Here is a 12,776-nt window from a genome sequence, read left to right on the forward strand (position 1 = left end):
ATAGCCATGCGATTGCCCCGTGTTCTTTTTACCCGTCTTCCGACAGATACTCGCTATCCATTCGCGGGCCAACTGCCTTTTTCGGACAGCATGCCACGCCCGGCCCGGACATCGTTGCGCAATATAGAAACGAATGTTTCGCTCACCGAAAATACCGGCAACATGCTTATCGGCGAGTCATTAGGTCGAATCCTGGAACTCGACCGACTCCGCTCCTGCCGTCTGAATCTCACACGGCTATTGGCGCTCGGATGGAGTGCTGAACACATACGGGATGAAATCCACAAACACTTCGATCTCGTTGTATTCCTGATGGCAAATGCCATCAGGGAAGATTTCGACTTGGGCGACCTTGCCGACGCTGTCAGCGCACTCGAAACCGACTTCATGGTTTTCGGTATAGGCATGCAGGATTCTCTACCCCCTACCCTCTCGACCTTACCGGAAGGGTCGCAACGGTTGTTACACCTGTTTGACAAAAAGGCACTGATCTTCGGCGTGCGAGGAAAAGAAACCGAAAACTGGCTTCACAAGGTCGGATTGAATCGTGCAAAGGCACTTGGCTGCCCCAGCCTTTATGTATATCCACAGAATCTGCTCGCTGTCGCCCCTCCCTCGGAAAGCAGCACCGCCACGGCAATTGCTTCCGGACATCTCACCAACCCGTCGCCAAGGAGCCGGAAGCTCATATCGCTGTTCCGCGACACAAAGAGCCACTACATCATGCAGGATGAATTACTAGCCGTTGCGCGAGCCTGCAAGGGCGACGAACGTCTGTACAACGATGCGACCGGTCGAGTCCGGACGGAGCTTTGCAAACCGGTATTGGAGCGTATTCTTGGCAGCAAGATTCCATTCGACAATTTCTGGTATTTTCAAAATCTTGATGCATGGCGGGTTTTCTGCGCCCAAGCGGATTTCTATCTCGGGGATCGGTTCCATGGCGGCATTGTCGCCATGCAGGCCGGCATACCAAGCATCTTTATCTGGAACGATCAACGGGCTCGCGAATTGACCGATTTTTTTGCACTTCCGAACATTTGTGTCTCCGACATCGGCGATGCCCAAGCACACGATCTGGCCGACCACTTGCTCACCACGCAGGCATTCACAGAGTTCCGAGCCACCTATCGGCAACGGCTGGCTATTTTCGAGCGCACTCTCGGCGAGCATGGAATCCGCATGGATATTGATAGCCGATACTCCACATCGAAGAAATATAATATGAGACAGATTGTCCCTAAGGCGTACCAGAAATTATTCCGCGGATTCCATTGAAATCCACCCCAATGCTCACCGAGACCAGAAAACAGCATGGCTTTTCATAAGCGTTTGACCCGCATCGAGCGTGCTAGGCTTGCAGTCACGAAACTCACCTGCCCCATGACCCGCAATGCCTTGCGTGTGATTCCGCTCACGGATTTCCTCTTCGGAATTTATGTTTCACGCCGCTATCGCTATGTATATATAGACAACCCAAAGACCGGCTGCACCTCGCTGAAATCCGCCATGGCCGAATTGGAACTTCGGGGAAGCGAGAGCAATCTCGATCCATTGAATCCAGAGGTCATTCATTATGATGCATCTCCACTCAAATCTTTCGTGCCCATCTTTCCAAATCCGACCCTAAGCAACCTCGCAGGGAAAGGGTATCGATTCGTTACTTTCGTGAGAAATCCTTATCAGCGCTTGCTTTCCTGTTACCTGAATAAATTCGACAGCAACGTGACGACAGACAACCCCCAGGCTCGAAGAATGCCCAATGGTGCAGCTCCTGCCAATTTCGCGGAGTTCATCGAGGCAGTCATTGGGCAGGCCGACCACGATATGGATCCGCACTGGCGGAGCCAGACAACCAACATCCAATTCGGCAGGATCCAATACACCCATATTGGCCGATTTGAAAACTATTCGGTCGATTATATGGAAACATTCCGCAAGCTAGGCATTCCGGACGCCGATATTCCTCGGCTTCGGCATCTCAACAAGACGGAAGCGGGACGTGGCAGACTCAGCGAGTTCTACGACGAGAGGAGCCAGAATGCGGTTTACGCGAGATATCGGGATGACTTCTTAAACTTCGGTTACCCCTATGAACTTCCCGATTAACGCTCGCCCGAACATACCACCTCATTGTGATGCTCTCCGCCGACTGACAGCCCTGAAATCGTGACAACCCCAGCATCCCCACCACGAGTTACTGTTTTATTTCCCGTTTATAATGGCGAACAGTATCTACGCGAGGCGCTGGAAAGTCTCCTGACACAAACCTTTCCGAATTTCTCACTGCTCGCCATCGATGACGGTTCGACGGATTCCAGTTTGGAAATCCTTCGGTCCATCAAGGACCCTCGGCTTTCCGTGAAGGTCAACCCTACGAACAGAGGGCTGATCAACACATTGAATGAAGGACTGGAGCTTGTTCAATCCGAATATGTCGCCCGCATGGACGCCGACGACATCGCGACACCTTATCGACTGGAAGAGCAATTGGCATTCATGGATGCCCACCCCGACGTCGGTTTATGTGGCGGGTATTACGAGCGCTTTACGGATACCGAAAGCATCGTGGTGCGCCCTCCCACCACCCATGAAGACATCAGTTATGCGCTGATTTTCGACAACGTGATGGCTCACAATACCGTCATGTTCAGGCGCAGCGTGCTGGAGCGCTACCGGCTTCGATATGATCCGGCATTCGCCTACGCCGAGGATTATGAGCTATGGGTCCGTTTCGCACGCTACAGCCGCCTGGCCAACCTGCCGCGTGTGCTGGTCCGGTACCGCTTTCACCCCGCCAACACCAGCTCCCGCTTCAAAACGGAGCAGGAAGCCACCGCAGCCAAGGTGAGACATATCCACCGCGCCAATCTCGGACTCGAGCCCCAAGTCGGCGATGCCCTGTTGCATCGCCAGTTGTTCGATATGCGATTCGAAGGCGATCTGCGGCAGCTGAACGCGGCAGGCACCTGGCTTTCCAAACTCTACCGGATAGGCGTCTGGCGTTGCCGCCAGAATCCCGTCTCGCTCTTCGTTCAATTCAACAGGCTTTGGTATTCCGCGTGCGGCAAACTCGCTGATGACGGGTTGACGGTGTTCCTTCAATTCCTGAGGAAACCCTATGGGATGTTTGGAAATCCGTTATACACGTTGAAGTTGGCCTACCGTTGCTGGAAGCGTACCAAGATCGCATGAGACATGCGGCAGCCGACTTGGTATCCTTACCGCCGCAAGAGCAACTACGTTGTTCGACTGCCGGTTTCACAGTGCATCGGCGAATGCCAACAGCCAGTCGGCGCAATATGACACATCCTCCCAGTGATTCGGGCCGCGCCCCGCGCGTGACCATCCTCATGCCGGTCTTCAACGGCGAGAAGTACCTCGCCGTCGCCATGGAGAGCATTCTCTGCCAGACTTTCCGCGACTTCGTCCTGCTGGTCATCGACGACGGGTCGAGCGATTCCAGCCTCGCCATCGCTCAGTCCTTCGACGATCCCCGCATCCGAGTCGAACGGAATCCAGGGAATATGGGGCTGGTGAAGACGCTGAATCGGGGACTCGACCTGGTGCAGACCGAATTCGTCGCCCGGATGGACAGTGACGACATTTCACTCCCGCAGCGCCTCGAAAAGCAGGTGGCATTTTTGGACGAGAATCCCGACATCGGCATGTGTGGCACCGCCTACGAACTGTTTCACGACTCGGTCCGGCAAACGATCCGGCCGCCGTGCCGGCACGAGGAGATCGTTTACGGGCTGCTCGACGACAACGTGTTCCTTCATAGCTCGGTGATCGTACGCATGGAGGTCCTGAATCGACATGGCCTCCGCTACAGCGAGGGCTACCGGCATGCGGAAGACTACGAGCTCTGGGCACGACTGGCCCGGCATACGCATATCGGCAACCTGCCCGAAGTCCTGGTGCGTTACCGTTCACACCCTGAAAACGTCAGCAACACCAACAAGCCCGAACAGATCGCGACCAGGGACAGGGTCAGGCTGGACCATCTGGCGTCGTTCGGGTTGGCACCGGACCCCGACCAAAAGGCGCTTCACATCGACCTTTTTTCCCTCGCCTTTCAGGGTTCCCCAGACCAGTTGGCCGAAGCCCGCCGCTGGCTGGAGACACTGGCCCGCGCGGTATCCGGTAAATGCGGCATCCCGGTAGGGCGGCTCCATCGCGATTTCGCGCTGTTGTGGTACGCGGCCTGCGGCCGCTCCGCTCATGAGGGACTCAAGGTGCTATTGTCCTATCTGAACTCGGCCATGGCCTGGCAGGGCCCCAAAAGCTATATGGTCAAGTTGCTTTTTCGCTGCCTGATGCGGGAGCCCATCCCGGCCATCACGAAATAGCCTGACTTTTCTCCGTTCAAGCCCCTCGATGCGTACCGTCCGTTTCCGGATCAGCCCGACGATCCCTCGCCACTCCTTGCTGCCAGGATTCCTGAAGCGCTCGCGCGTGGTAAAAACCTTGCGCTACACCGCTCTGTCGGTCTTCGGACTGCCGTTCGTTCCCCTCTACCGGCACCCCCTTGGACGTGCTTTGAAAAGCGCGCTCGGCATGCTGCTGGCGGGTGAGATCAAGAAACCGGCCATGCTGCTCTTGGGCACCCTGAATTACACCGTGTATTACGCCCTGTGGGTCCGCCACCCGTGGGGAGAGGCGAAGATACGGTCCAAGGTGGAAACCTCCAGTCTGCCCGCGCTCGATATCGCCTTCATCATCGGATCGACCGGGTCGGCGTCGCTGGAAGATATCGAGGTGACGCTGGAGTCGATCCGTACCCAGGATTTCCAGGGGCTTACCAGCCATATCGCGGTCATGGACCCTGCCTTGCCGCCCCTCACCTTCCGGCCGAACGAGGTCGTGCCCGACGGTTCGGAATTCGTGTGTTTCCTGCAGGCGGGAGACAGACTGACCGCCGATGCGATCAGCCGGGTCGCGGCGTGCATCGACGGCTACCCGAAGTTCAAGCTGATCTATAGCGACCACGACTATCTGATCAAGGGGAAACATCGTTGTTTCGCCGAGTTCAAGCCGGACTGGAACTACGAGCTTTCGCTGGCCCGGTTTTATCTCCAGACGCCGGTTTTCTTCAGCGCCGCCAGTCTGGAAAAGCTGGGGTTCATGGCTCTTTCCGAGCCGTGTTCCCTCCCCGAAGTCGTATTCACGATCTACGAAAACCACGGCAGCGAAAGCATCGCCCACATTCCCGCCATCCTCTGCCATCGCCCCTATTCCTGCCGAGACGACTGCGGTGGCGAACTCGACATCTACGGCAAGGCGGTCGCTGCTCATTTGGCACGGCGGGGGGAGTTGGCGAGGATCGAACGCAACCGGGAAGCGACCCGCGGCCTGTCGGTGCATTTCCCGCCTGCTCCGGAGCGTCCGCTGGTCTCCATCATCATCCCCACCCGGAACCGGGCCGACCTCCTGCGCAATTGCATCCAGAGCATCGAATCACGCACGGCGTACGACCACTACGAAATCCTGATCATCGACAACGGCAGCGACGAAGCGCAGACGCTGGATTACTTCCGTGAAATCGGGTCCCGCGGCGTGCGGGTGATTCCGGACCCCAGCCCGTTCAATTTTTCGGCCATCAACAACCGGGCGGCCGAGCATGCCCGGGGCCAGTATCTGGCCTTCCTGAACAACGACATCGAGGTGATCACCCCCGAGTGGCTGGGCGAGATGCTCGGCCTCGCGGCCCGGCCCGGCATCGGCGCCGTGGGCGCGCGCCTGTGGTACCCGAACGACCGCCTGCAGCACGCCGGCGTGATCCTGGTCGGCGGCGTGGCCGGACATGCCCACAAATTCCTCCCGCGTGGCCTGCCGGGCTACTGCGACCGGGCGGTGCTGCTGCAGGAGTTCTCCGCCGTCACCGCGGCCTGCATGGTGATCCGCAAAACGAGCTTCGTGGACGTGGGCGGCTTCGACCCGGACCTGGCCGTGGCGTTCAACGACGTGGACCTCTGCCTGCGCCTGAAAGCCGCCGGTTACCGGAACGTCTGGACACCCGCCGCGGAACTTTACCACCACGAATCCTTGAGCCGCGGCAATGACACCGCGCCGGACAAGATCGAGCGGTTCCTGCGCGAATGCGCCTACATGCGTGAGCGCTGGGGCGATTTTCTGCGCAACGACCCGGCCTACAGCCCCAATCTGGCCTGGGACAACTACGACTTCTCGCTGAGCTGGGAACGGCCGAAATTCTAAGAATCCCGCTGCCACGCGTGAAACCCCGAGCATGAAAGGCATCGATATCGTCATCGTCAACTGGAATTCCGGAGCCCAGCTCCGCGAATGCCTGCAGTCGATTGGAAACCTCTTCGGCGAGGTGGAAGCGCTCACGGTGACCGTCGTCGACAACGCATCCTGCGACGGCTCGGCGGAAGGCCTGCCGGAGCTGCCCTGCCCTTTGCGGGTGATCCGCAACCCGGCCAACCAAGGCTTCGGCCGTGCCAGCAATCTCGGCGCACGCGAGGGAAGCGCCGACTATCTGCTGTTTCTGAATCCGGATACCCGGCTCCATCCCGGCGCCCTGAGCATGCCGTTCCGCTTCATGGAGTCCGAAGCCGGGGCGGACGTCGGTATCTGCGGCGTGCAGTGCCTGGAGGAAGACGGCGGCATTGCCCGTTGCTGCGCCCGTTTTCCCTCGACCTGGCGACTGATCGGACAGGCACTCGGCCTGGACCGCCTGCTTCCGGGCCTTGTCCCGCCGCATTTCCTGAGCGAATGGGCCCACGACACCGACCGCGACGTCGATCAGGTGATCGGCGCGTTCTTTTTCGTCCGGCGTGCCGTGTTCGATCTGCTCGGCGGTTTCGACGAGCGCTTCTTCGTCTACTACGAAGACCTGGACTTCGCCTTGCGTGCCCGCCGGGCCGGATGGCGTAGCCGTTACCTCGCCGGGGCCAGGATCTTCCATCGCGGCGGCGGCGTCTCCCGCCAGATCAGCGCGCGCCGGCTCCATTACCTCACGAACAGCAAATTACGGTACGCCCGGAAACACTTTTCCCGCATCGAAGCATGGCTGATCGAGGGGGCCGTCTTGCTGCTCGAACCGCCGGCGCGGTCGGCTTATGCATTGGGCCGCGGCAGGCTGGGCGAGTTTGTTGACACCTGGAAGGCATTCGGCTGGCTTTACGGTTCCCTCGGCCGGACCGGCGAGGACAAGCGATGAGAGTTCTTGCGCTGGGCCGCTACGACTCCCTGGGCGCCAGCAGCCGCGTGCGGATTCATCAGTACCTCCCTTATCTGGCCGAGTCCGGAATCGAGGTCGAAACTTCCGCTTTCTTGTCGAACGCCTATCTGGAATCCTTGTACAAACATCAAGGCCGCCCGCTTCGCCACATCGCCGCGGCCTACTTCCGGCGCCTCTGGGCGCTTTCCCGCGCCGGGCGCTTCGACCTGCTGTGGATCGAAAAGGAATGGTTTCCCTGGCTGCCGGCGCTGGCGGAAACGCTGTTGAAGCGGAGGGGCGTGCCGTATGTCGTCGATTATGACGATGCCGTTTTCCACAACTACGATCGCCATCGGAATCCGCTGTTCCGGGCCTTGCTCGGCAAAAAGATCGACAAGGTGATGCGCAACGCCGAGATCGTGGTCGCCGGCAACCCCTACCTCGCGGAACGCGCCCGGCAGGCAGGCGCAAGGCGGGTGGAAATCATTCCCAGCGTGATCGACCTCAACCGCTATCCGGAGCCCAAGCCCAACCCGCCGCGAAACCCTCCCGGCCCCGTCCGGATCGGCTGGATCGGCACCCCCTCGACCGCCAGTTTCCTGCGCCCCATACGGATTCCGCTGCAGCGAGTCGCCGATGTGCCGGACCTGCGCCTCACCCTGATCGGCGCTGGCGATACCGACATCGGCGTGTCCGGTGCCGAGCGCCTCGCCTGGTCCGAGAAACGGGAATACGAGTTGCTCCACATGCTGGACGTCGGCATCATGCCCCTGGCCGATCTCCCGTGGGAGCGCGGAAAATGCGGCTACAAGCTGATCCAGTACATGGCCTGCGGCAAACCCGTCATCGCCTCGCCCGTGGGAGTGAATGCCGAGATCGTCGAACACGGCGTCAACGGCTTTCTCGCATCCAGCGATGAGGAATGGGCGGAGGCCATCGCGATACTGGCAAACGACGCCGCGTTGCGCGAGCGCATGGGCAAAGCCGCGCGCGAAAAAGTGGTGCGCGGCTATTCACTGCAAAGCCAACTCCCCAGGCTGCGCGAGATACTGGCATCCGCCTGCCGCCCCCCCCGTCGCTAACGCCGGAGAACCCTTTCATGAGCCTCGACCACGGCGTGTTCACCGTATCCCTCGATTTCGAACTGTACTGGGGAGTCAGGGACAAGCACGGTATCGACCAATACCGGGACAATCTGGCCGGCGTAGGCACCGCCATCCGGGAAATGCTCAAGGTATTCGAAACCCACGGGATTCATGCCACTTGGGCAACGGTCGGATTTTTGTTCTTCGAGAGCCTCGGCCGGCTCAAGCAAAACCTGCCGGCCTCCCTGCCCAGGTATAGCCGGAACCAGCTTTGCCCTTACCGCTACATCGAAAGGGCCGACACCCTGGACCCGCTTTATCACTTCGCCCCCGAACTGATAGGGCACATCGCCGCCCATCGGGGCCAGGAAATCGCCACGCATACCTTCTCGCACTACTATTGCCTGGAGGATGGCCAGTCGGCGAGCGATTTCAAGGCCGACATCACATCGGCGATGGCCGCCGCGCAAAGCCGGGGAATGTCGATCGAGAGTCTGGTTTTTCCCAGAAACCAGTGGAATCCGGATTATCTTTCCATCCTGAACGAGATGGGGATCAGGTGTTATCGAGGCAATGCATCAGGCTGGATTCACCGAGCCACCGATGATTCCGGCCAGAACCGGCTGAGGCGCGCCATCAGGCTGCTGGATGCCTATTTCAACATTTCCGGGCATCATACTTATACCCTGGCCCCGAGCGCCTCCGCACGGCCCCACAACTTCCCTGCGAGTCGGTTCCTGCGGCCTTATTCCAGAAACCTCTCCTTCCTGGACGGGCTGCGCCTGAACCGGATCACGAAAGCCATGGACGATGCCGCCATCCGTCATCGCATTTTTCACCTCTGGTGGCACCCGCACAACTTCGGAAAGAACACCGCACAGAACACGGCATTCCTCGAACGGATCGCCGCTCATTATTGCCGGCTCCGCGAAAATCACGGCATGCGGTCGTTGAACATGGGAGAGCTTTGCACACTAGCGGAATCCGCCAATGCCTGATGAGAAAACAAGAATCGTATTGCTGTGCACCGACAGCCCCTCTTCCCGCATCATGTATCATGGCCTCTCGTCCCATGTCGACATCGCCGCAGTCATCATCGAAAATCCCGTATCGTTGATGCATTTCGTTCGCCGCAGAATAAAAAAGCTGGGGTTGATGGCGACGGCAGGCCAACTGCTTTTCATTGCCTGCAATAAACTGATGGCGCGGTTTTCGGCGAGAAGAATCGCTGAACTCATCTCGGTTTACGAATTAAACGATGCGCCGCTGCCCGAAAATCTTTCGATCCGTGTCCGTACCGTCAACGGCAGCGAGACGATAGGGCTGCTTCGTGAATTCAAGCCCGACGCCGTCGTCATCAACGGCACGCGGCTCCTTTCCAAAGAGGTCCTGGATGCAGTCGAAGCGCCTTTCATTAACACGCACATGGGCATGACGCCGCGTTACCGCGGGGTACACGGCGGGTATTGGGCACTCGCCAATAAGGACCGCGAAAACTGCGGCGTAACCGTGCATCTCGTGGACACCGGCATCGATACCGGCGGCGTCCTCTACCAAGACACCATCGAAATCGACGACAACGACAACTTCAATACCTATCCCATACATCAGATCGCCAAGGCCATTCCCTTGATGAAAACCGCTCTGGACGACGTACGCGCCCACAGTATCAGGATAGCTCCTGGCGTATCTCCTTCACGCTTGTGGCACCACCCGACCTTATTCGGATATATCAGGAACAGGATATTGCTGGCAGTAAAGTAACATCAAACCACACTCATTTCACGTCCATGCGTCTCATCTCGCCCGAGATGACTTCGCCCAACGCCAGATACCCCCTGGTACTGACATGAGTGTCGTCCGGCAGGTAGAAATCGACCTCTTTTTCAATGCGCTCACGGAACGGCGTAAGCACATCGGCTGCCGCCACCCCGCCCCTGCGCAAACTCTGTATGATGGGCGTATATCGATCCCCATCCGGCCGTCCAACGATGAAATCCGAATACACACTCGATTTATTGGGCACGAGCACGAATAGAAACCGGCCACCGGCCGCCTCGATGCGGCGCTGTATCGCCGCGATCGAACGGACGGACTCTTCGACCTGCTCGGTGGTCCAGCCGCTTTCGGCGTCGTCTTCGTAATAATAAAGAATACGGTCCGAACGACGATTGGAAAAAAGCCGCGTCGAGGAAAGCGGCGCATTGACGGCCACGCCGGGAAGGATGGCCTGGTCCCCGCGTATCGCCCCCATAGCGTAATTCTTGAGCACCTTGAGCAGGTACACGACATCGGTAGGTATTTCTCCTCCCGTTCGCCTGGAGGTGGGAATCTCACCATGAGTAAAAGCCTCGAACGGCTTCACTACCGATAGGTCTCGCGACTTCGATTTGCGGCAGGCTCCGATATTCCCGAAACGGCTGGCGAAGAAGCGTTCCAGACTTTCCACGATAACCGTCTTGCCGCCCAACATGCCGTTCGACTCGAGCATCTCCAGCCATTGTTCGATGCAGACGAACTGCTCATAGTTATGCGATGCGATATTCAAGCCCCACTCGCGGCCGACCAAAGTCTGCCAGATATTGGCTAATGAAAAGGAATCGCCCAGCACCAAAACTCCGGCTGCTTTTATATCCTGAAAGTTGGCATCGATAGGCATTTCCGGCAGCGGCTCCCTCCAGCCGAAGTCCCGTTCCGTCCAACCGCCCACTCGCGTCAGGTCACCGCTCAGCGGCTCAGCGTAAAATCCGGCACTGAAGATCAGGAGCAACCCCGCCGCCATCGCACCGAAAAAATACAGCAAATAGTGTTTATCGTATGACATCAACGATCAGAATTGATAATACAAAAAGGCGCTGATTTTGCTGATACTGGATAACGCCACGGCCGCCATACAGCCGGTGGTAATCGCAAGCCAACGCATGAAACGCGGATGGGATAGAATCGGCCGAGCCGTCCGATACTCAGGCAATACAAGATTCTGACTATTAGGAAACACCCATATCAGCAGAGAACCCGTGAACACCAGTATCGCGATCTTCACGCCACCCAGCAGGTTGAGCGCAGCATTGCCCTCGAACCAGCCCGTGAAAACGAGGCTGTTTCCAGTATTCACCCCGTCATTTCGCAGTATCTCTCCGATACTTTCCAGTCGATGGGACAAGGCAAGTCCCGACAAGCCAAAGCAGCCCTTGGCTATGACGAGACCGGCCGCCAAGGATTCAGCCCGGAAAAAGACCCAGGCGACCACCACGCAGAGAAAAGTGATTGCCACACCGGTCATTCGACCCAAACCCGTCGGCTCGACCAATGGAATCCCGAGTCGCAGCCGGAGCGCCCTCCAGGCATGGTTGGACACCAGAAAAAAGCCGTGCAATCCGCCCCAGACGACGAAGGTCCAGTTAGCGCCATGCCATAATCCGCCCAGCAACATCGTGATCATCAGGTTGACGTGGCGCCTGACGGGGCCCAGACGATTGCCTCCGAGCGGAATATAGAGGTAGTCGCGTAGAAAAGCCGACAGCGTCATGTGCCAGCGCCGCCAGAATTCGATGACGTTCCACGCTTTGTAAGGCGAATTGAAGTTGACCGGGAGTTGGACGCCGAACATACGCGACAAGCCGACGGCCATGTCGGAGTATCCTGAAAAATCAAAATACAGTTGGAAAGTGTATGCCAAGGCCCCTGTCCAAGCCATGATGAACCGAGGCTCAAAGCCATCTTTGGCCGCAGCGAACACGGGATCGGCATATTGCCCGAAAGAGTCGGCCAGCAGGACCTTCTTGGCTAAGCCGATCGTGAACAGGGTCAACCCTATTCCCATATTTGAATATTGCGGACGGTAGATCGAAGCCGAAGCGAACTGAGGCATCATCTGCTTGTGATGCAGCACGGGCCCTGCGATGAGATGTGGGAAATAGGTTACGAACAGCAGATAGTGAATAAAGTCATACTCCCTGGCGATGCCTCGATAGACATCGACGAGATATGCGATTTGCGTGAACGTAAAAAACGATATACCCAAGGGCAGGACAATTCTTGCCAGCTCGATATTCAAGCCGAAAAAATCGTTGATGCTGCCGATGAAGAAATGGGTATATTTAAATACGCCGAGCAGCACCAAATCCGCGACGATACCCGCGGCCAGCAGATGCCTCGCCGAACTGGAAACGCGCGCATGTCCGATGGCATACCCTATAGCGTAATTGAATGCGATCGACGCCAGCAGCAGAGGAACGAATTTCACATTCCACCACCCATAAAAGAATACCGACGCAGCAGCGAGCCACAAGGCGGCCAGTCTATGGCTATTTCTCGCGATAAGAAAAAAGCCACCCAGGACGATGGGCAGATATCCTAAAATGAATCCGTATGAATTGAACAGCATGAAGTCATTGCCGAGGAACGATTTTCCCAGACCACTATTGCCGGGATCATGACGCTGCACCGGCAGCGCATAAAGGGTCGATTCTAACGATATCCCGCTAACCGCTGCAAATTTACCG

At 57.8% G+C, this 12,776-nt stretch carries 11 protein-coding genes; 9 read left to right on the forward strand and 2 right to left on the reverse strand.

The features are described from left to right. The first annotated feature begins 6 nt into the window (after positions 1-6). From GNH96_RS15110 to GNH96_RS15150, 9 genes are all read left to right on the forward strand, one after another. Positions 7-1,278 (forward strand): polysaccharide pyruvyl transferase family protein, encoded by a 1,272-nt coding sequence (locus tag GNH96_RS15110; RefSeq protein WP_169604395.1) that lies wholly within the window; start codon positions 7-9, stop codon positions 1,276-1,278. A gap of 36 nt (positions 1,279-1,314) precedes the next feature. Beyond that, positions 1,315-2,109: a sulfotransferase family protein gene (locus GNH96_RS15115; protein WP_169604396.1), complete on the forward strand. Its 795-nt coding sequence runs from the start codon at positions 1,315-1,317 to the stop codon at positions 2,107-2,109. A 60-nt stretch (positions 2,110-2,169) separates the two neighbouring features. Further along, positions 2,170-3,195, forward strand: a complete 1,026-nt coding sequence (locus GNH96_RS15120) for a glycosyltransferase (RefSeq protein ID WP_169604397.1) — start codon at positions 2,170-2,172, stop codon at positions 3,193-3,195. 146 nt (positions 3,196-3,341) lie between these two features. Next, positions 3,342-4,352, forward strand: coding sequence for a glycosyltransferase family 2 protein (locus tag GNH96_RS15125; RefSeq protein WP_267313379.1), 1,011 nt, complete (start codon positions 3,342-3,344; stop codon positions 4,350-4,352). Positions 4,353-4,380: 28 nt separating this feature from the next. Next, positions 4,381-6,219: a glycosyltransferase family 2 protein gene (locus GNH96_RS15130; RefSeq protein WP_169604399.1), complete on the forward strand. Its 1,839-nt coding sequence runs from the start codon at positions 4,381-4,383 to the stop codon at positions 6,217-6,219. Positions 6,220-6,250: 31 nt separating this feature from the next. Then, positions 6,251-7,186, forward strand: coding sequence for a glycosyltransferase family 2 protein (locus GNH96_RS15135; RefSeq protein WP_169604400.1), 936 nt, complete (start codon positions 6,251-6,253; stop codon positions 7,184-7,186). Next, complete coding sequence (locus GNH96_RS15140; protein ID WP_169604401.1) at positions 7,183-8,268, forward strand: glycosyltransferase family 4 protein; 1,086 nt, start codon at positions 7,183-7,185, stop codon at positions 8,266-8,268. Before GNH96_RS15135 ends, GNH96_RS15140 begins: the two co-directional genes overlap by 4 nt. A gap of 17 nt (positions 8,269-8,285) precedes the next feature. After that, on the forward strand, positions 8,286-9,269 hold the full coding sequence (locus GNH96_RS15145) for a polysaccharide deacetylase family protein (protein ID WP_169604402.1): 984 nt from the start codon (positions 8,286-8,288) through the stop codon (positions 9,267-9,269). After that, on the forward strand, positions 9,262-10,035 hold the full coding sequence (locus GNH96_RS15150; protein WP_169604403.1) for a formyl transferase: 774 nt from the start codon (positions 9,262-9,264) through the stop codon (positions 10,033-10,035). Before GNH96_RS15145 ends, GNH96_RS15150 begins: the two co-directional genes overlap by 8 nt. A gap of 13 nt (positions 10,036-10,048) precedes the next feature. Here GNH96_RS15150 and GNH96_RS15155 read toward each other — a convergent pair whose 3' ends face one another. Both GNH96_RS15155 and GNH96_RS15160 read right to left on the reverse strand, forming a co-directional pair. Continuing rightward, positions 10,049-11,095 carry an alginate O-acetyltransferase AlgX-related protein gene (locus GNH96_RS15155; protein ID WP_228719905.1) on the reverse strand — a complete coding sequence of 349 codons (1,047 nt, stop codon included), beginning with the start codon at positions 11,093-11,095 and terminating at the stop codon, positions 10,049-10,051. A gap of 6 nt (positions 11,096-11,101) precedes the next feature. Beyond that, the gene (locus GNH96_RS15160; protein ID WP_407658835.1) at positions 11,102-12,718 is read right to left on the reverse strand and encodes an MBOAT family O-acyltransferase; all 1,617 of its coding nucleotides are present in this window, start codon (positions 12,716-12,718) and stop codon (positions 11,102-11,104) included. Positions 12,719-12,776 lie beyond the last annotated feature (58 nt).

The sequence above is a fragment of the Methylococcus geothermalis genome, assembly GCF_012769535.1.
In the GTDB taxonomy this organism is placed as follows: Bacteria; Pseudomonadota; Gammaproteobacteria; order Methylococcales; family Methylococcaceae; genus Methylococcus; species Methylococcus geothermalis.